Below are 19,354 nucleotides of genomic sequence, written 5' to 3' on the forward strand. Positions count from 1 at the left end.
TATGGGATCCCATCATGACGAATATCAGGTCCAGCGCGGGAAGATCCTGACCAAGCCGTTTTTCGTCCTGCTCGCCCTGGTGGTGATCGGCTTCTCGCTGATCGCCTACCGCTTCTTCGCCGGCGTCGGGGCGGTAACCGGCCTCTCCGACGGCTACCCGTGGGGGATCTGGATCGCCTACGACGTTGCCACCGGCACCGCCTTCGCCTGCGGCGGCTATGCCCTGGCGCTGCTCATCTACATCATGAACCGCTGGAAGTACCATCCGCTGATCCGTTCCGCCATCCTGACCAGCGTCTTCGGTTACTGCCTGGCCGGCTTCTCGGTCATGGTCGACCTCGGCCGCTACTGGAACGCCTACGGCTTCTTCCTGCCGCAGCGCTGGCAGGGGAATTCGGTGATGTTCGAGGTCGCCCTCTGCGTCATGTCCTATTCGATGGTGCTGATCATCGAGTTCCTGCCGGCGGTGCTCTACACTCTGGAACACAGCAAGTGGCGGCGGGTGCGGGAATGGGCCAACTGGCTCCATCCCCGGCTGATCCCGGATACCGAGACCCTGCAAAGCGGGCTGAACGCCGTTAGCAAGGTCGCCGGCCATGTCCAGATTCGCCTCGACAAGATACTGATTTTCTTCATCGTCCTGGGGATGACCCTGCCGTCCATGCACCAGTCCTCGCTCGGCTCGATGATGATCATTGCCGGCGACAAGCTCTCGCCGCTTTGGCGGACCGGCTTCCTGCCGCTCTTGTTCCTGCTCAACTGCATTTTCATCGGCTACGCCACGGTTATGTTCGAGTCGATCCTCTCGTCCTACGGCTTCAAGCGCAAGTTCGAGGTCCACGAGCTGGCCGGGATCGCCCGGATCGTCCCCTGGATCGCCGGCATCTGGATGACCGTCCGTTTCGGCGATCTCCTCTGGCGGCAGCAGCTGCCGAACATCTTCGCCTTCGATCTCAACTCCTGCTTCTTCCTTCTGGAAGTGGCGCTGATCGGTGGCGGCGGGTTCCTCCTCCTCTCGAACAAGAACCGCCATTCGCCGCGGCTGCTCTTCGTCTCGGCGGCGCTCCTGATGCTCGGCGGCGGGCTTTACCGGTTCAACGTCTACCTGATCGGTTTCAACCCGGGCCCCGGCTGGTCCTACTTCCCGTCGACCGCCGAGTTCCTGATCACCGCCGGCATCATCGCCCTGGAAATCCTCGGCTACATGGTGCTGGTGAAGATCTTCCCGGTCATGCCGAATCCGAAGAAACATTACGAAGTCGAAGAGCAGGAAGCGCTGCATCCCGTCGGCGATGCCGTCCCCGGCAACGTGTATGCCGGCAAGTAACGATAACCGGGCGCCGGCCGGCAGGGGGCTCCCCGCCTTGCCGGCGCCACGAGCCAATTGCCTATAATTTACGGAGGATTGAATGTCTAAGAGAATAACCCTGGACCCTATTACCCGTATCGAGGGTCACCTGAGAGTCGATGTCGAAGTCAACGGCGGCCAGGTCAGCAAGGCCTGGTCATCGGCCCAGATGTGGCGCGGGATCGAAGTGATCCTCAAAGGGCGCGATCCGCAGGACGCCTGGTCCTATGCCCAGCGGTTCTGCGGCGTTTGCACCACCGTTCATGCCATCTCCTCGATCCGCTCGGTGGAGAACGCCCTCAACGTGGAAGTGCCGCTCAACGCCCAGTACATCCGCAACATCATGATCGCCCAGCACTCGGTACAGGACCACATCGTCCACTTCTATCACCTCTCCGCCCTCGACTGGGTCGACATCGTCTCGGCGCTGAAGGCCGACCCGAAGAAGACCGCCTCGATCGCTCAGAGCATCTCCGATTGGCCGGGGAACAGCGAGAAGGAGTTCAAGGCGGTGCAGGACAAGCTGAAGAAGTTCGTCGAAGGGGGCCAGCTCGGCATCTTCGCCTCCGGCTACTGGGGGCACCCGGCGATGAAACTGCCGCCCGAAGTCAACCTGCTGGCGGTGGCCCACTACCTGAAGGCCCTCGACTACCAGCGGAAGGCGGCCCAGGCGGTGGCCATCCTCGGCGGCAAGAACCCGCACATCCAGAACCTGGTGGTCGGCGGCGTCGCTACTGCGGTCAACATGGATAACCTCGCCACTCTCAACATGGAGCGGATCGCCTACCTGAAGGAGCTGATGACCGAAACCCGCGACTTCGTCCAGAAGGTCTACTACCCCGACCTGGTCGCCATCGGCTCTTTCTACCGCGACTGGTTCCGCCACGGCGCCGGGGTCACCAACTACCTGGCGGTGCCGGAATTCGCCGAGGATACCCGGAACACCAAGTTCGCCCTGAACGGCGGGATCATCTACAACGGCGACCTTGCCACCTTCAAGCCGATCAACGACCACCAGGACCAGGCCCTGATCCAGGGGATCACCGAAGGGGTCGCCCACGCCTGGTACGAAGGGGCGGACTCGCTCCACCCGTGGGACGGCGAGACCAAGCCCGAGTACACCGATTTCCAGGAGAACGGCAAATACAGCTGGTGCAAGTCGCCGCGCTTCAACGGCAAGGCGATGCAGGTCGGCCCGCCGGCCCAGATTCTCGCCTCCTACGCCGCCGGCAACCCGCTGGTCAAGAAGGTGGTCGACGCCACCAACGCCAAGCTCGGCATCGGCCTCAAGGAGTACCACTCCACCATGGGCCGGCTCGTGGCCCGCGGCCTGCGTGCCCACGTCATGGCCGACCTGTCGCTGACCTACCTCGACAAGCTGGTCGACAACATCGGCAAGGGGGACACCGCCTACGCCAACAACACCGAGATCCCGAGCGGCGAGTACAAGGGGGTCGGCTTCCATGAGGCGCCCCGCGGCACCCTGTCCCACTGGATGGTGATCGACAAGAAGAAGATCAAGAACTACCAGGCGGTGGTCCCCTCCACCTGGAATGCGTCGCCGCGCGACGAACATGGCCAGCCCGGTCCCTACGAGGCGAGCCTGGTCGGCAACCCGGTGGCGATGGCCGACCAGCCCCTCGAAGTGCTCCGGACGGTCCACTCCTTCGACCCGTGCATCGCCTGCGCCGTCCATACCATCGATCCGGCCGGCAAGGAAATCACCAAGGTGAAGGTCCTGTAGGATAACCGAAATGCCGGGGCGGGTCCCAGACCCGCCCCGACGAGGAAGATAACATGAAAACCCTGATTTTCGGCGCCGGCAACCTGATCCTCTCCGACGAGGGGTTCGGCGTCCACTGCATCAACTATCTGGCCGAGCGGTACCAGTTCCCCGAGGAGATCGAGCTGTACGACGGCGGCACCCTGGGCATCATGGTCACCCACAAGATCGAGGAGGCCGAGCGGGTCTTCATCGTCGATACCGTCGATACCGCCGGCGAACCGGGCGATATCTTCCGCTACGAGAAAGACGACATCATGCTCAACCGGCTGCCGGTCAAACTGTCGCCGCACCAGATCGGCATCCAGGAGATGCTCTTCATCAGCGAGTTGCGGGGCGGTTGCCCGGCCAACGTCAGCCTGGTCGGGGTGATCCCGGCGACCCTCGATCCGGGGAACGAACTCTCGCCGCCGTTGTGCGACAAGCTGCCCCGGGTGGCCGGGCTGATCGTCGACGAGTTGCGGGGGCTGGGTTACGAGATCCGCGAGAAACAGCAGAACGTGCTCCACTGAACGGAGCACCAACCGCCGGGGCGACCCGGTTAAGGAGTGAACGTAATGTTTGGATTTGGCATGCCTGAAATGATAATCGTCCTGGTGATTGCCCTGGTGGTGGTCGGACCGTCCAAGCTTCCCCAGCTCGGCCAGTCCCTTGGCACCAGCATCAAGAACTTCAAGAAGGGGATGAACGAGGACGACGTCAAAATCATCGAGAAGACCAAGGAAGCGTAAGACGGGCGGCCGGCCTCCGGTGCCGGCGGGGAGGTGGCAGATGGTAACGATCTTTGGCGGCGGGATGGCGTTGTTGCTGCTCGGGCTGGTGCGGATAACGGTGCCGCTGGCATCGGTCGACTGCTTCGATATCCTTTGGCCGGCGGCGGTTGCGGTCTACGGGCTGGTTTACCTGGAGCGGCTGCGGGCCGGACTGCGGTACCGGAAACTCCGCCTGCGGGTGTCCGGCGAAGTCTGAACCGGCCTCCTCTCACCTGCCGGCGGGCAACAGGGAAGCGCGGGTACCATTCTCCACTCGGGAGACGGTGATCCGCGCTTTCGTTTATGCGCCGACCCGATTATTGCGCATTTCCTATCTTCTCCCGTTCCATCCTCTTCCCAGCCCTCTCCCATCGAGGGCGAGGGCGTTCAGTGATCGGCGTCGCCGATGGTCGTCCGGATCACCCCGACGATCGTTTCGCGGCTGAACGGCTTTGGCAGGAAGTGACTGGCGCCGCCGTCGTAAGCGGCGCAGGCGACGTCGTTGCAGGCGTAGGCGGTCATCATCACCACCGGCAGGGCGGGGCGCAGCTCCTTGACCCGGCGGAGGAACTGCAGCCCGTCACCGTCGGGCAGCCGCATATCCTGGAGGAGCAGGCTGGCATCGCCCGGCTCGCCGCCGGCGAGCCGCCGCAGCAGGCTGGTCCCGTCGGCAAAGGTCTCGACCGCCAGGCCGAGCGCTTCAAGCATCTTTTTCAGGTAGCGGAGCATTCCTTCCTCATCGTCGCAGATCAGGACGATCTTCCGTGGCATGGCTATCCTCCTTGACTCGTGCCGTAACGATACAATCGGGACAAAACGCTACACCCGGGGTTGGCGGCCACCGGCGCGGCGCCGCCTGCCGCGGCCGCATGGCAGCGGCGATTGCGCGGCGGTACCGCTCGATTTCGGTTGCTGCCGGTTAAAAAATATCAATAATTATGCCAAGATGAGTATACGGTGGGCCGGGCGGCGCTTGCCGCACAGGGCGCAAAAAAGCCCCGCCGGTCGAACCGGCGGGGCTGGACAACGCCCGGGGAGGGGCTATTTGGCGGGCGCGGTTTCGTTAAGTTTCTTCAGGACCGCGTCGGTAATGTCCTTGAGTTCCACCCCGTCGCCGAGGTAGAGCAGTTCCTGTTTCGGCAGGACCACCGCCAGGCCGTTGGCTTTGCCATAGGCTTCGACAATCTTTTCCACCGACTTGAGGATGGCGGCGGTCAACTCCCGGTCTTTGGCCCGCATCTCTTTTTCGGCATTCTGGACGAATTTCTGGTACTCCTCGATCTTCTTCTGGAAACCGCGCGCCTTGGCTTCCCGCTCCTTCGGCGACAGGGACGGAAGTTGGGCCCTGATCTCTTCCTTGAGTTTTTCCAGCTTCTTCTCCCGGCCGGTGATCTGGGCGCGGATTTTCTCGGTCTTATCTTTCATCTGCTGCATCGCAGCCTTGCCGGGCTTGGATTCGCCGCCGATCTTCGCCATGTCGACGTAGCCGACGATGACGGCGTGACCGGCCGGCGGCACGGTCGCCGGCGTGGCGGTCGCGGCCGGCGCGACGGCGGGGGCGGTCGGTGTGGCGCTAGGCGGGGCCGGCTTGGCGGCTTCCGGCGCCGGGGTCGCGGCCGGTGCCGGCGGAGCGGCGGACTGGTCGGCGGCCAGCACCGGCGCGGCGGTGATGAGCGCCAGGGCGCAAACGGTTGGCAACAAAGCGGTGCGGATGTTTTTCATGGGTGGTCTCGTCCTTTCGGCAGGGTAACCCTGCGGGGGGAGATTGCTGAACTGGCAGGATACCCCTTTTACCCTGATTGCGCAACCCGGCAGTCGTTCACCGCTACGGCGCCGGGGCAAAGAGTGCCGCCGGCAGCCCGGGATTGACTTCCAGGCTGCTGAGGGTGATTTCCGACAGTTTCAGCGTGCCGGCGTAATTGGTCAGCCGCCGGGGAAAGAGGACCCCGGCGGCCGGGCGGTAGTCGCCGTACTCGGTGGCCAGCTCGCTGCTTCCCATCATCCCCATGGCGAAATCGGCGCTCACCCGGGCGATCAGGAAGGTGGCCGGGTCGACGTAGACCCTGATCTGCGGCGATCCCGGCGGATCGACCAGTAGCAGCGCCAGCTCCCGCTCGCCCAGCGTGACCCGGCCGCCGTAGCTGACCGGGAACGAGTGGTGGGCAAAGGCCATCGGCAGGTCGAGGTAGCTGTACTGGTAGACCATCGACTGGAGGAGGACCGGTTGGGCCTTCACCAGCTGCCGGCCCGTCCCCTGCCAGCCGCGGCTGCCGTCGAGCAGGCGCACCTCGCCCCCCTGGTCGGGCATGATCTCGATCCGCAGCCGGCGCTGCCGGGCAAAATAGCGGCCGTAGGCGCCGCGGTTGCCGTTGAGGAAATCGACGATCTCTCCCCGGGCGGCCACCGCCTCGACCCGGGCCACTGCCGCTTCGCCGCCGTAAGCCTTGAGCATCCCGGCAATCAGGTCGGCCAGCTGCCGGTCGTTCCCCTCCGCCGCCCGGCCCGGCGCGGCCGTCAGTAGCAGGGCGATCATCACCAGTACCGTGCGGATCATTGCGGTCAGTCGCATTGTCAAACCTCCTCGTGCCGGTTGTCGTTCCCCTAGAGGATACCACAGCTCGGGGCATTTGCCTTGCCGGCCCGCTCCGCCGGTCCGATTCCGGCGGGAGGGAAAAACCGGTTGACGGTGGCGGCGGAAAGACGTTATAAGGAAACTTATAACTACGAAAATAGTTTCCAAAGTATTTGGAGGTAGGGACATGAAAGGTGATGAAGCCGTGGCCCGCGAGCGGATCGTCGGCCGGGCCAGCGAGGAGTTTTTCAGCCGCGGCTTTGCCCGGGTCAGCATGGACGAACTGGCCCGGCAGCTGCGGATGAGCAAGAAGACGATCTACCGGTATTTCCCGACCAAGGATGACCTGATCCGGGCGGTGTTCCGGGCGAAGACGGCGCGGATTCACCAGCTGTTCCAGGAGACGGTGGCCAGCCGGGCCGATTTCGCCGACAAGCTCTACCGGCTCTGGATTGCCGCGGGGAAGGAGCTGACGGAGCTCGGGCAGCAGTTCCAGGCCGATCTGCGCGCCTTCACTCCTGCCCTCGCCCGCGAGCTGGAAACGTTCCGCCGGGAGGAGATCAACCGGAACTTTCACCTGCTGATCGAACACGGCATCGCCGAGGGGGCGTTGCGCCGGGACATCAACGTCGAGGTGCTGGTGCAGATCTACATCAGCGCCATCATGGGGGTCATCACCCCCGAAACACTCGCCACCCTGTCGGTGAGCATCGATCAGGCGTTCCGGACGATCCTCGACGTAATCTTCGACGGCATCCTGGCCGACGGCGCGCGGCCCGGCTTCCGGACGCAGCTGCGGGACGCCGCGCCCCGTGCCTAGCAATTCCCTCTTCAGTCAAGGAGCGGTGCCGATACTGCCCATGGCCGCCGGCTACCACGCCCGGCGGAAGCAGATCATCGACCGTACGGTCAACCGGCGGCTGCCGGAGCTGTCGCCCAACACCGCCCTGCCTGCCTGTCAACCCTGACCATCCCACTCTTCATTGCCCGCAGCCAGCCGGCCGTCGGCGAAGGCCTGCAGGACGGCGAGGGCCGTCGCCGCGCTGTCGCACCTGCCGTGGATGAAGGTTACCAGTTCATCCACCGGCAGCGGCGGGGAGAACAGGTACCCCTGGCCGAGAATGCAGCCGTTGCGCATCAGGAAGTCGAGCTGTGCCGCGTTTTCGACCCCCTCGGCGATTACTTCCAGCCCCATGGTTCGGGCGAGGAAGATCACCGCGCCGGTGATCGCCGCGTCGTTGGCGTTGGTCGCCACGTCCCGGACGAAGGAGCGGTCGATCTTTAGCCGGGAGATCGGCAGGTGCTTGAGGTGGCTGAGCGACGAATAGCCGGTGCCGAAGTCGTCGATGGCGATCCGCACCCCCATCCGCCGCAGCTCGCTGAGGATCGCCAGGGCGGCGTCGAGATCGTGCATGATCATGCTTTCGGTGATCTCGATCTCCAGCAGCCGGGGGGGGAGGCCGGTCTCGTGAAGAGTCCGGGCGATGGTGTCGACTAGGTCGGTCTTGACGAACTGGCGGCTCGAAACGTTCACCGCTACCGGCACTGCCGTCCCGCAGTGCTGCTGCAGCTCTTTCAGCTGGCGGCAGGCGGTGCGCAGCACCCATTCGCCGATCGGCACGATCAGGCCGCAGTCCTCGGCGATCGGGATGATTTCGCCGGGAAGGACCAACCCCCGTGTCGGGTGCTGCCAGCGGAGCAGCGCCTCCATGCCGATCAGCTCACCGGTGGCCAGGTCGACCTGGGGCTGGTAGAAGAGCCGCAGTTCGCCCGCCCTGAGCGATTTGTGCAACGAGCTCTCCATCACCAGCAGTTCGTGGGCCCGGGCGTTCATCCGGTGCTCGTAGAGCTGGTAACAGTTTCCGCCCAGCCCCTTGGCCCGGTACATGGCGGTGTCGGCGCACTTGAGGAGCGTCTCGGCGTCGCTGCCGTCCACCGGATAGACGCTGATGCCGATGCTGGCGGTAACGAACAGCTGCTGGCCGTCGAGCTGGGTTTCGGCCGCCAGGCTTTCGAGCGTCTTCCGCGCCATCACGGCGATGAAACGGAAATCCTCGATCTGTTCGAGGACCAGGATGAACTCGTCGCCGCCGAACCGGCCGAGGGTGTCGGAACGGCGGACGAACGACTTCAGTCGCCTGGCCATTTCCCGGAGCAGCCGGTCGCCGGCCTCGTGGCCGAGCGTTTCGTTGATCTTCTTGAAACGGTCCAGGTCCATGAAGAGGAGGGCGACGGTCTTGCCGGAGCGGCTGCTCCGCTCGATGGCGTGTTCCAGCCGGTCTCTGAGCAACAGCCGGTTCGGCAGGCCGGTCAACGGGTCGTATTGGGAGAGACGGGTCAGCCGCTTCTCGTTCTGCAGCAGCTTGGCCTTGATCTGGCGCCGTTCGCTGATTGCGTTGACCAGTTCCTCGCTCTTCTCCATCAACGCGTTGGTTCGCTCTTCGACCAGTTCCTCCAGGTGGTTGCGGTAGCGGGCCAGCTCGTCTTCCGCCCGCCGTCGTTCCCCCACCTCCCGGGCCAGTCGTTTGTTGGTCACCAGCATCACCAGGGCGGCGGAGAGGACCAGCACGCAGATCGATGCCGCCAGCCGGACCCCCCAGTGGTTCCAGGAAAAGCGGGGCGGGTTGGGGTCGTAGAGGAAGCCGGTCAGCGAATGGTCGGGCGAGATCATGCCGAGGCTCGCGTAGGTGTCGCCGATGTGCCGCCAACGGTCCGGGTTGTTGTGCCCGAGCTCGACGATGTCATGGAGTGTCAGCTGCTTGATAATCATGGCCTGGCGGGCGAGGTACGCCCGGTCCCGGCCCCGTTCGGTGCTGGCTCGCCGGACCAGCCGTTCGATCAGTTCGTCGGGGTGGTTGAGGGCGTATTCCCAACCGGCGATGCTTGCCCGGCGAAAGGCGGCGACCCGCTCCGGATGCTCTTTCAGCTCCTGGTGGGAGGTGAAGATGACGTTGCCGTAGAAGTCGATCCCGTAGTGGCCGGGGGTGATGATGTTGAAGCGGCTTCGCTCCCGGTCGATGGCGGGGAGTTCATTGACCTGGCAGGCGACAATGGCGTCGGCCCGGCCGCTGGTCAGGTCGTCGATGGTGCCGGGACGGGGGATGCGCCGGACCAGTACCGGGGAGATTCCTTCATTATGGAGCATGGCCAGGGCTTCGGCGGAAGTTTCCGGGGTGCCGGTCATGATCCGCCGTCCCGCCAGGTCGTGCGGTTTGGTGATGCCTGACTCGCGCAGGGAGACGATGACGAAGGGGGATTTCTGGAAGAGCGGGGCAACCACCACCAGCGGCTTGCCGGTGACCCGGTAATAGAGGAGCGCCGAGGTGGAGACGCCGTATTGGGCGTGGCCGGCCATTACCTGGCTCACCGGCCGGCCGGGCAGCCCTTCGCGGATGACGACGTTCAGCCCCTCCCGGGCGTAGAACCCCTTCTCCGCGGCGGCGACGAAGCCGGCGGCGCTGAACTGGTACGGCCACGGCAGCTGGAGGACGACCGTCTCGCCGGCCGGGGTTGGCCGGGCGGCCGACCGGGGCGGAAAAGCCCAGCTTCCGGCCAGGAGGACGAGGACGATAATGAGAATGGGGCGGCGCAGCATAGGCATCACAGTGCGAATCGAGAGAAAATTGCAGAGCCTATCGGAACGAAGCCGTTATTCTAGCATTATTTTGTGTTAATTACAGCTGTTTTATTGACCGGATTGGCGAACAAGAAAAGGCGTCAATGGTTGCGGCCGGTTAGCGGGGCGGCCGGCCGGGAAGTTCGATCCGGCACTCGTCGCTCTCCTCCTCGGAGAAGAACTCGAAGGTGCCGGCTACGACGTCGGCAATCCGCTGCTTGCCGATGATCCCTCGCACCCGGTCCACGGTCAGCGGCGTTCCCGGGTCGGTCACCAGCGCCACCGAGGCGCCGGCGGCGCGCATCCGGGCCATCACGTCGAAGAGGGTCGCCTGGCCGCCGATGACGATATAGTCCTGCTGGACCAGGTCGGCCATGGTCGTCCGCAGCCCGGCCCGGCAGAGCACTTCGAGGGCCGATTCCTTGGCGACGATGCCGGTCACCGTCTCGCCGTCGGTCACCAGGTACCAGTCGACCGCCGGATGCTCGGCGGTGAGGCGGGCGAACTGGACCAGGTTGGCGGCGGCGGCGACGGGGAGCAGCCGCCGCTCCATCACTTCCCGGGCGCGCTGCAGGCGGTGGACGTTGGTGTGGAACGCTTCCGGCATGAAGTGGCCGCGGCGGGCCAGTTTGAGGGTGTAAATGCTCTCCCGGCAGAGTATCGTCCGGACCGCGTAGCTGATGGCGACGGTGAGGGTGATCGGGATGGCGACGCTGTAGTCGAGGGTCATTTCCAGCACCATGACGATCGCGGCGATGGCGGCGCCGGTGGAGCCGCCGACCATCCCCGCCATGCCGGCGACGGCGAAGGCGGGCGGGCTGATCTCCAGTCCCGGTAGGAAGTAGTGCAGGATCACCCCGTAGGCGCCCCCCATCGTTGCGCCGAGAAACAGGGCCGGCGAGAAGATCCCGCCGGAGGCCCCCGAGCCGAGGGCCAGGGCGGTGGCGAGGAGCTTGAGCACGAAGAGTATCACCAGCAGCCCCGGGCGGTTGAGGTCGCCGATCAGGATCGACTGGACCGTCGAGTAGCCGACCCCTTCGACGTAGTAGTGGCCGGTGGTGAGGAGCAGCAGGTAGAGGAGGATGCCGACCGGCAGCATGCCGAGCATGTGCCGGAGGTAGTAGTTGTTGGGGACCAGCCGGGCGAAAAGGTCCTCGCAGTCGTAGATCGAACGGATGTAGACGGCGGACATCGCCCCCGCCAGCAGTCCCAGCCCGAGATAGGTCAGGAGCACCAGCGGGTTGGTGAGGTGGAAATAGGGGACCTCGAAGGCCGGGATGACGAAGGAGGGGTGGACGCCGAAGAAGAGCCGGCCGACATAGGTGGCGGTGGCGGTGGCGATGGCGACCGGCACCAGCGTCTTGACGCTCACCTCGTGGAGCAGTATTTCCATGGCGAACAGCACCCCGCCGAGCGGGGTGTTGAAGGTGGCGGCGATCCCGCCGCCGGCGCCGGCGGCGATCATGGTGATCCGCTGCCAGACCGGCAGTTCGAGCAGCTGGGCGATGGTCGAGCCGAAGGCCGAGCCGATCTGGATGATCGGCCCTTCGCGTCCTACCGAGCCGCCGCTGCCGATCGACAGCGCCGAGGCGAGCGACTTGATCACCGCCACCACCGGCCGGATGAACCCTTTGTTGTAGTAGATGGCGTCCATCACCTCCGGGACGCCGTGCCCGCGTGTTTCCGGGGCGAAGCGGCTGACCAGGAAGGCGACGCAGGCGGCGCCGATCACCGGGACGAGGATCACCAGCGGTCCCCAGGGGCTGGCCGGGGTGTGGATGTTGGCATCGTAACTGAAGGAGAAGCTGCCGAGGAACAGCAGATTGTGGAACAGGGCGATCAGCGCCCGGAAAAGGACCGCGCCGAGGCTGGCGATCACGCCGACCAGCACCGACAGGGCGATCAGGCCCAGGGTGCTGAGCGGTTTGCAGGGCTTGGCGGCAGGGGGCATGGGTTCCGCTCCGTGAGGGGTGAATTCATGCCGGCGCGGCATCAGGTCCAAGCTTAGCACAGTTTCTCGCCGGCGGCAGCACTTTTGCCGGCCGCCGGCGTCGTCCGTTCCGTCAGGCGCCGTTGAGCACCCGCTCGAAGTCGGCCACCAGGTCGTCCAGGTCCTCCAGCCCCACCGACAGCCGGACCAGGGTGTCGGTGATCCCCCGTGCCGCCCGCTCCGCCGGCGGCATGGCGGCGTGGGACATCTTCGCCGGGTAGGAGATGATGCTCTCGACGCCGCCGAGGCTGACGGCGAAGGCGGCAAGCTCCAGCCGCTCCAGGAGGGTCCGGGTCAGTTCCGGGGTAGCGAGGGTGAAGGAGAGGACCGCCCCCGGCCCGGCGCTCTGTTCGCTGTGGACCCGGTGCCCCGGATGGTCCGCCAGCCCCGGGTAGTGGACGGCGGTCACCGCCGGCTGCCGCTGCAGCCATTCCGCCAGCGCCCGGGCGTTCTTCTGGCTCTCCTCCAGCCGCACCTTGAGGGTCTTCAGACCGCGCAGCACCAGCCAGGAGTCCTGGGGGCCGAGTACCGCGCCGAAGGCGTTCTGGACGAACTTGAGCCGCTTGCCGAGCTCCTCGTCGCGGGTGACGGCGAAACCGCAGAGGACGTCGCTGTGGCCGTTGAGGAACTTGGTGCCGCTGTGGAGAACGATGTCGCAGCCGAGCTCCAGCGGCCGCTGCAGGTAGGGGGTCATGAAGGTGTTGTCCACCAGGGTCAGCAGGCCGTGCTCCCGGGCCAGCGCCGCCGCCCCCCGCAGGTCGGTGACCTTGAGGAGCGGGTTGGACGGCGTTTCCAGGTAGAGCCCCCGGCTGCTCGGCCGGATGGCGGCGCGGATGGCGGCGAGATCGGTGGTGTCGACGAAGGTCGTCTCGATGCCGAGCCGCTGGAAGAGGGTGGTCAGCACCCGGAAGGCGCCGCCGTAGACATCCTCGCAGACGACCAGGTGGTCGCCGGAGGAGAAGAGAAGCAGCGCCGAGGAGATTGCTGCCATCCCCGAGGCGAAGGCAAAGCCGCGGCTCCCCCCCTCCAGGGCGGCGATGGTTTCTTCCAGTGCCTCGCGGGTCGGGTTGCCGGAGCGGGAGTAGTCGTACCGGCCGAAGTGGTCGACCGACTCTTGGCGGAAGGTCGACGCCTGGTAGATCGGGATGCTGAGCGCCCCGGTGGTCGGGTCGACGGCGTGGCCGGAATGGATCAGCCGGGTGGCGATTTTCATGGCTGGGTCTCCTTGTGTTGGGTGGTCGGTGCGTCGCCGAAGGCCTGGGCCAGGTCGTCGAGCAGGTCGTCGACAGCCTCGATTCCCACCGACAGGCGGAGGAGGCGGTCGTCGATGCCGAGCCGCCGCCGGGTGGCCGGTTCGAGGTCGGCGTGGGTCTGGACCTCCGGGAAGGTGATCAGGCTCTCCACGCCGCCGAGGCTCTCGGCAAATGATATCAGGCGGGTCTTGAGGAGCAACTGTTCGACGAGCGCCGGCTCGCGGACGGTGAAAGCAATCATCGCTCCGAACCCCCTCGCCTGACGCCGGAGCAGCTCGTGGCCGGGGTGATCGGCCAGCCCCGGGTAGTAGACCCGCTCCACCTGCGGGTGGCGGGCGAGCCAGCGGGCGATGGCCAGGGCGTTCTCCTGCTGGCGGTCGAGGCGGACCGACAGGGTCTTCAGGCCGCGGATGGTCAGCCAGCAGTCCTGGGGGCCGAGCACCGCGCCGACGGCGTTCTGGTGGAACTTCAGCCGTTCGGCGAGCGCCGGGTCGCGGACTACCGCCAGGCCGCAGACCGTGTCGTTGTGGCCGGCGAGGTACTTGGTGCCGCTGTAGACGGCGATGTCCGCCCCGAGCGCCAGCGGCCGGAGCAGGTAGGGGGTGAGGAAGGTGTTGTCGACGATACAGAGCAGCCTCTGTTCCCGGCAGAGGCCGGCCAGGGCGGCGATGTCGGCCACCTTGAGCAGCGGGTTGGTCAGCGATTCGACGAACAGGCCGCGGGTGGTGGGGCGAAGCGCCGCCCGCACCGCCGCCGGGTCGCTGGTGTCGACGTAGCTGAATTCGAGGCCGTACTGGGGGAGAATCTGCTCGAACAGTCGGTAAGTGCCGCCGTAGAGGTCTTCGGTGACGATCAGGTGGTCCCCCTGGCTAAACAGCAGGAGCAGGGCGGCGATGGCCGCCATCCCCGAGGCGTAGGCAAAGCCGGCGGTGCCGCCGTCGAGGCGGGCGATCCCCTCCTCCAGCGCCTGGCGGGTCGGGTTCCCCGAGCGGCTGTAGTCGTAGCCGGTGCTCTGGCCGAGCCCTGGGTGGCGAAAGGTGGCGGTCTGGTAGATCGGCACGGTCACCGCGCCGGTGCGGGTGTCCCAGTCGAGGCCGATGTGGGCGGCCGTGGTTGCTGCATGCATGATGCACCTCCAAAAAAAAGTCCCCTGCCGGGGGTAATCGGAAGGGGACTCCTCTGGGGGTCCGTGCTTCCTTATCTCCCGGAACCCGCTGGTTCCGCAGGACTTGGCACCTTCCCCTGGCGGGGGGTTGCCGCGACGTCATCGGGCCTGTCCCTCGGTCGCTCTCGATAAGAAAATCGGTTTTGGTTGTGGTACTGCAGGTACTGCCGATGATTATTGTTTACCGCCACACTAATAAAAAGTCAACACCAAAAATTATTAACATGAACAGTATGTGCAGCTATTAAATAAATATATAGTTGACACATATGTTCGGTTAATGTTAATTGGTTACCATAGTAAATAGCTAAACAACTATCGCCGGCAAGGGAAAGGGCACACGTCATGGCACACATTTACGGGGACAATTCGCGATCGATCGGCAACACGCCGCTGATCCGGCTCAACCGGGTCACGGAGGGGGCGCGGGCGACGGTGCTCGCCAAGGTGGAGGGACGCAACCCCTCCTCTTCGGTGAAGTGCCGGATCGGCGCCAGCATGATCTGGGCCGCCGAAGCGCGCGGCGTGCTCCGGCCGGGAGTGGAGATCATTGAGCCGACCAGCGGCAACACCGGCATCGCCCTCGCCTACGTGGCCGCCGCCCGCGGCTACCGGCTGACCCTGACCATGCCGGAAACGATGAGCATCGAGCGGCGCCGGCTCCTGGCGGCCCTCGGCGCCAATCTGATCCTCACTCCCGGGGCGGAGGGGATGAAGGGGGCGGTGGCCCGGGCGGAGGCGCTCGCCGCCGCCGAGCCGGCGCGCTATTTTCTCCCCCAGCAGTTCCGCAATCCGGCTAATCCGGCGATCCACGAGCAGACCACCGGCCCGGAGATCTGGCAGGATACCGACGGCGCCATCGACGTGCTGGTGGCGGGGGTCGGCACCGGCGGGACGATCAGCGGCATCTCCCGCTACCTGAAGCGGACCCGGGGGAAACAGATCCTCTCGGTGGCGGTGGAGCCCAGGGAGAGCCCGGTGATCGGCCAGCGCCTTGCCGGCCGGGAGCTGCAGCCGGCGGCACACCGCATCCAGGGGATCGGTGCCGGCTTCATCCCGGAGAACCTCGACCTGACGCTGCTCGACCGGGTCGAGCCGGTGGAGAGCGGCGAAGCGATCGAGTTCGCCCGGCGGCTGGCGCGGGAAGAGGGGCTTTTGGTCGGCATCTCCAGCGGCGCTGCCGCGGCGGCGGCGGTCCGGCTGGCCCGGCGGGAGGAGTTCGCCGGCAAGACCATTGTCGTCATCCTGCCGGACGGGGCGGAGCGCTACCTCTCCACCCCTTTGTTCGAGGGGCTCTAGCCATGGCGACCACGGGAACGGCCTATCGGCTGGACGGCGTCTATCCCCAGCGGCAGGAGGGGTTTTTCATGCAGCGGATCAAGCTGCCGGCGGGGGTCCTCTCGGCCGAGCAGGCCCGGGCGGTGGCCGGGATCGCCGAGCGGTTCGGCCGCGGCGAGCTGCACCTCACCAGCCGCGGCAGCATCGAGATCCACTGGGTACGGGAACCGGCGCTGCCGGAGCTGAAACAGGCGCTGGCGGCGGTCGGCCTCACCTCGCGGGGGGCCTGCGGCGGGGCGGTGCGCGGGGTGAGCTGCGGCAGTCCGGCCGGGTATCCGCTGCTGGAGACCCTGGCGCGGCGGCTGCAGCGGCACTTTGCCGGCAATCCCCGCTTCGAGCGGCTGCCGAAGAAATTCAAGATCGGCCTCGAAGCCGACGAGCGGAGCGGGCGGCACCTGATCCAGGACGTGGGGCTGGTGCTGGCGCAGCAGGATGAGGGGGAGGGCCGCTACGACGTCTGGGTGGCCGGCGGGCTGGGGCGGGAGCCGCAGCCGGGCTTCCTCCTGGTGCCGGCGCTCACCGGGACGCGGCTGATCCCGCTCCTCGAAGCGATCATCCGGGTCTACGCCGCCCACACCCCGGCCGGCAAGCGGCTCAAGCACCTGGCCCGGGAACTGGGGCGGGAGGAGCTGGCGCGGCGGATCTTCGCCGAGCCGACGGCGACGGAGGAGTTGCCGCCGGTCGGCGGCCTGCCGGAGTACCTCCTGGCGCCCGGCGAGCGGTTGGAAGCCACCTGCTTCGCCGGCCGGCTCACTGCCGGCGAACTGCGCCGGCTGGCCGACTTTGCCGTCCGCTGGGCCGGCGGGGTGCTGACGGTGACCGGCGGCCAGAATATCGCCTTCGCCCTGGCGGCCGGCGTCGATGCCGCCGCGGCGCGGCAGGCGCTGGCCGGGGCCGGCTTTGCCGGCAGCGCGCCGGAAGAGCGGATCGCCTGCCGGGTCTGCCCCGGCAGCCACGAATGCCTGATGGGGCTCGCCCCGACCCGCGACCTGGCCCGGAGCATCCTGGCTGCGCTCGGCCCGGTCGCCGCCACCCTCGACTACGCGCTTTCCGGCTGCCCCAACTCCTGCAGCCAGCCCCAGCTGGCGGCGGTCGGCATCGTCACCGCCCGGCTGGCGGCGGGGGACGACGGCCGGCGCGTCCCGCGCTTCGATCTCTACCGGCGCACCGACGGCGGTCTCGGCCGGCGGGTCGCCGAACAGCTGTCGCTGGCGGAACTGGTGACGGCGCTGCGCCGGCTCGACCGGCACGACAGCGACCCCGAGGGAGAACCCGATGAAGCTGCACCTCGATCAGCACAAACTGCAGCGGCTGCTTGACCGGCCGCGGCCGGAAACCGCGGTCGACCGGCTGTACCGGGAGGGGAGTGTCTTCTTCGTCGGCGGGGCCCTGCCGGTCTACCAGACCCTGGAGACGATGCTGGCCAGCTTCTGCCTGGCGGCGACCGGTCTCTTCCACGTAAGCTTCGCCGGCGGAGACGGCTTCCGCCAGGGGGAGGAACTGGCCCGGCAGCTGAAGAAGAATTTTTCCGTCCGGCTGCTGGGGCGGCTCGCCGGGCCGCTGCCGGCGGAGGCCGGCCTGCGGGCCTACGCCGCCGGGGTCGACCTGCTCGACATTCCCTCCGGCGCCGCCGACACCGAGCCGGCGGTGTGGGAGGCGCTGCTCACGGCCCGGGAGGTCTTCCCCCGCTGGGGGGTGGCCTCGACCCTCCGGGGCGGGGCGCCGCCGGCGACGACCCGCCGCGCCATCGACCGGCTGCTGGCCGGGGGGATCGTGCCGCTCTTGACGCTCGACGCCGCCCCACCGGCGGAGCTGGCGCTCCTCTTCCGCCACCTCCTCACGGGCTGGGAACGGCACGGGGTGGCGCTGCCGCCGTACCTGCCGCTCCTCGACCTGACCACCCCGCTGGTCGCCGCGGCGCCGGCCGGCCGCTGGCGCGGGCTCCTCGAACGGCTCCGCGACCGGCAGCTCCTGGCGGCGGCGGATTGGCGCCGGCGGCTGCGGGTCAGCGGCGGCGACGCCTCCTTCGATTCGGCGGGGCTCTGATGGAGCGGCTCGCCATCGACAAACCGCTGAAGATCGACACCCGGCCCCTCTGGCTGATCGTCGTCGACCGGACCGCCCGCTACCAGGTGCTGACCCTCTTGGCGCTGGCGGAGGCGCTGCTGTTCCGCCTGGCGCCGCCGGCCGGGCTGAGCGTCGCCGGCTACCACGCGCTGCTTCTGTTCGGCGGGGCGGTTTTCCTCTGGGTCACCGGGCTGCTGCCGCTGGCGGTCACCGCCCTGCTGATCCTGGCGCTGCTGCCGCTCACCGGGGTGCTGGCGGCCCGGCAGACCTATGCCCTCTTCGGCAACGAGGCGCTCTTCTTCATCCTCGGCGCCTTCATCCTGGCGGCGGCCATGACCGGCACCGGCCTGGCGGCCCGGCTGGCCCGGGCGATGCTGCTCCGCTTCGGCCGCACGCCGCGGCGGCTGGCGCTGACCGTCTTCCTGCTCGCCGCCGGGCTCTCCTTCTGCATGAGCGAGCACGCGGTGGCGGCGATGCTCTTCCCGGTGGTGGCCGAGATCGCCGACAGCCTCGGCCTCAAGCCGGGGCGAAGCAGCTACGCCCGGCTCCTCTTCCTGGCCATTGCCTGGGGGTGCATCATCGGCGGCATCGCCACCTTCCTCGGCGGAGCGCGGGCGCCGCTGGCGGTGGGGCTCCTCCGGGAGAACAGCGGCCTCGACTTCACCTTTTTCGAGTGGACCGCCGCCGCGGCGCCGATCGTCGGGCCGCTGCTGGTCAGCGGCTTCCTGCTCCTGACGCGCTTCTTCCCGGTCGACGTCGCCAGCGTCGCCCCGGGGCTGCAGCAGCTCAATCGGAAACGGCTGGAGATGGGGAAGCTCGGCGGCAACGAACTCCTCACCGGCCTGGTGATGCTGGCGACCATCGGCGGCTGGGTGGTTTTCGGCCGGCGGTTCGGGCTGGCGAACATCGCCCTCCTGGCGGCGGCGCTCCTCTTCGCCTTCCGGGTCGTCTCCTGGCAGAAGATCGAGGAGTACGTCAACTGGGGGATCGTCCTGATGTACGGCGGTTCCATCGCCCTGGCGAGCGCCCTGCAACAGAGCGGTGCCGCCCTCTGGCTGGTCCGGAAGGGGCTGGCCGCCTTCACCCCGTCGCCGTTCGCGCTGGTGGCAGTCGTCTCGCTGGTGGCGATGCTCCTCACCGAGTGCATCAGCCATGCGGCGGTGGTGGCGATCCTGATGCCGATCGGCCTCGGCCTCGCCAAGGGGCTGGGGATCGACCCGCGGGTGCTCACCCTGGCCATCGCCCTGCCGGCGGGGCTCGCCTACTGCCTGCCGATGGGGACCCCGGCCACCGCCATCGTCTACGGTTCGGGCTACCTGAAGAGCCGGGACATCGTGATCCCCGGGGCCGCGATCATGGCGCTCTCCTGGCTCCTCTTCCTCGCCACGGCGTGGCTGGTCTGGCCGCTGCTCGGGCTCACCATCTGACGGGAAAGGGCCTGGTTCGCCCCGGCGGGGCCAAGCTTCGGCC

18 protein-coding genes and 1 riboswitch are annotated in these 19,354 nt (G+C 67.1%); of the genes, 11 read left to right on the forward strand and 7 right to left on the reverse strand.

The window, feature by feature from the left end; genetic code table 11:
- Position 1: 1 nt before the first annotated feature.
- The 5 genes from hybB (at position 2) to QMN23_RS05310 (ending at position 4,100) form a co-directional block, all read left to right on the forward strand.
- Positions 2-1,327, forward strand: coding sequence for a Ni/Fe-hydrogenase cytochrome b subunit (hybB, locus tag QMN23_RS05290; protein ID WP_282002367.1), 1,326 nt, complete (start codon positions 2-4; stop codon positions 1,325-1,327).
- Positions 1,328-1,409: 82 nt separating this feature from the next.
- Positions 1,410-3,092, forward strand: a complete 1,683-nt coding sequence (locus QMN23_RS05295) for a nickel-dependent hydrogenase large subunit (RefSeq protein ID WP_282002368.1) — start codon at positions 1,410-1,412, stop codon at positions 3,090-3,092.
- A gap of 53 nt (positions 3,093-3,145) precedes the next feature.
- A complete protein-coding gene (locus tag QMN23_RS05300; protein ID WP_282002369.1) occupies positions 3,146-3,643 on the forward strand; it encodes a HyaD/HybD family hydrogenase maturation endopeptidase in 498 nt (165 codons plus the stop codon).
- Between the two features lie 45 nt (positions 3,644-3,688).
- The gene (gene tatA / locus QMN23_RS05305) at positions 3,689-3,862 is read left to right on the forward strand and encodes a twin-arginine translocase TatA/TatE family subunit (RefSeq protein ID WP_282002371.1); all 174 of its coding nucleotides are present in this window, start codon (positions 3,689-3,691) and stop codon (positions 3,860-3,862) included.
- Between the two features lie 40 nt (positions 3,863-3,902).
- Positions 3,903-4,100: a hypothetical protein gene (locus QMN23_RS05310; protein ID WP_282002372.1), complete on the forward strand. Its 198-nt coding sequence runs from the start codon at positions 3,903-3,905 to the stop codon at positions 4,098-4,100.
- 170 nt (positions 4,101-4,270) lie between these two features.
- Here QMN23_RS05310 and QMN23_RS05315 read toward each other — a convergent pair whose 3' ends face one another.
- From QMN23_RS05315 to QMN23_RS05325, 3 genes are all read right to left on the reverse strand, one after another.
- The gene (locus QMN23_RS05315) at positions 4,271-4,654 is read right to left on the reverse strand and encodes a response regulator (protein WP_282002373.1); all 384 of its coding nucleotides are present in this window, start codon (positions 4,652-4,654) and stop codon (positions 4,271-4,273) included.
- A gap of 270 nt (positions 4,655-4,924) precedes the next feature.
- Positions 4,925-5,605, reverse strand: a complete 681-nt coding sequence (locus QMN23_RS05320) for an OmpH family outer membrane protein (protein ID WP_282002375.1) — start codon at positions 5,603-5,605, stop codon at positions 4,925-4,927.
- A gap of 103 nt (positions 5,606-5,708) precedes the next feature.
- Positions 5,709-6,452, reverse strand: a complete 744-nt coding sequence (locus QMN23_RS05325; protein WP_282002377.1) for a hypothetical protein — start codon at positions 6,450-6,452, stop codon at positions 5,709-5,711.
- Positions 6,453-6,642: 190 nt separating this feature from the next.
- Between QMN23_RS05325 and QMN23_RS05330 the strand changes: the two genes are divergently transcribed.
- Both QMN23_RS05330 and QMN23_RS05335 read left to right on the forward strand, forming a co-directional pair.
- A complete protein-coding gene (locus tag QMN23_RS05330; protein WP_282002379.1) occupies positions 6,643-7,275 on the forward strand; it encodes a TetR/AcrR family transcriptional regulator in 633 nt (210 codons plus the stop codon).
- A 25-nt stretch (positions 7,276-7,300) separates the two neighbouring features.
- Positions 7,301-7,423: a hypothetical protein gene (locus tag QMN23_RS05335; RefSeq protein WP_282002381.1), complete on the forward strand. Its 123-nt coding sequence runs from the start codon at positions 7,301-7,303 to the stop codon at positions 7,421-7,423.
- On the opposite strand, the gene QMN23_RS05340 is transcribed toward QMN23_RS05335, so the two are convergent.
- The 4 genes from QMN23_RS05340 to QMN23_RS05355 form a co-directional block, all read right to left on the reverse strand.
- Positions 7,414-10,050, reverse strand: coding sequence for an EAL domain-containing protein (locus tag QMN23_RS05340; RefSeq protein WP_282002382.1), 2,637 nt, complete (start codon positions 10,048-10,050; stop codon positions 7,414-7,416). The genes QMN23_RS05335 and QMN23_RS05340 overlap by 10 nt on opposite strands.
- A 139-nt stretch (positions 10,051-10,189) precedes the next feature.
- Positions 10,190-12,022: a chloride channel protein gene (locus QMN23_RS05345; protein ID WP_282002383.1), complete on the reverse strand. Its 1,833-nt coding sequence runs from the start codon at positions 12,020-12,022 to the stop codon at positions 10,190-10,192.
- A gap of 112 nt (positions 12,023-12,134) precedes the next feature.
- A complete protein-coding gene (locus tag QMN23_RS05350) occupies positions 12,135-13,274 on the reverse strand; it encodes a trans-sulfuration enzyme family protein (protein ID WP_282002385.1) in 1,140 nt (379 codons plus the stop codon).
- Complete coding sequence (locus QMN23_RS05355; RefSeq protein WP_282002386.1) at positions 13,271-14,440, reverse strand: trans-sulfuration enzyme family protein; 1,170 nt, start codon at positions 14,438-14,440, stop codon at positions 13,271-13,273. The genes QMN23_RS05350 and QMN23_RS05355 overlap by 4 nt, the downstream gene beginning before the upstream one ends.
- Before the next feature lie 68 nt (positions 14,441-14,508).
- A riboswitch (SAM riboswitch) is annotated at positions 14,509-14,614 on the reverse strand.
- A 210-nt stretch (positions 14,615-14,824) separates the two neighbouring features.
- On the opposite strand from QMN23_RS05355, the gene cysK reads away from it, so the two are divergent.
- The 4 genes from cysK to QMN23_RS05375 are packed head-to-tail and all read left to right on the forward strand — an operon-like array spanning position 14,825 to position 19,311.
- Complete coding sequence (gene cysK, locus QMN23_RS05360) at positions 14,825-15,778, forward strand: cysteine synthase A (protein WP_282002387.1); 954 nt, start codon at positions 14,825-14,827, stop codon at positions 15,776-15,778.
- Positions 15,779-15,780: 2 nt separating this feature from the next.
- Positions 15,781-17,136 carry a nitrite/sulfite reductase gene (locus tag QMN23_RS05365; RefSeq protein ID WP_282002389.1) on the forward strand — a complete coding sequence of 452 codons (1,356 nt, stop codon included), beginning with the start codon at positions 15,781-15,783 and terminating at the stop codon, positions 17,134-17,136.
- Positions 17,093-17,863 (forward strand): hypothetical protein, encoded by a 771-nt coding sequence (locus QMN23_RS05370; protein ID WP_282002391.1) that lies wholly within the window; start codon positions 17,093-17,095, stop codon positions 17,861-17,863. Before QMN23_RS05365 ends, QMN23_RS05370 begins: the two co-directional genes overlap by 44 nt.
- Positions 17,863-19,311 carry an SLC13 family permease gene (locus QMN23_RS05375; protein WP_282002392.1) on the forward strand — a complete coding sequence of 483 codons (1,449 nt, stop codon included), beginning with the start codon at positions 17,863-17,865 and terminating at the stop codon, positions 19,309-19,311. The genes QMN23_RS05370 and QMN23_RS05375 overlap by 1 nt, the downstream gene beginning before the upstream one ends.
- The last annotated feature ends 43 nt before the right edge of the window (positions 19,312-19,354 follow it).

The organism is Geotalea uraniireducens, assembly GCF_027943965.1.
Taxonomy (GTDB): Bacteria; Desulfobacterota; Desulfuromonadia; order Geobacterales; family Geobacteraceae; genus Geobacter; species Geobacter uraniireducens.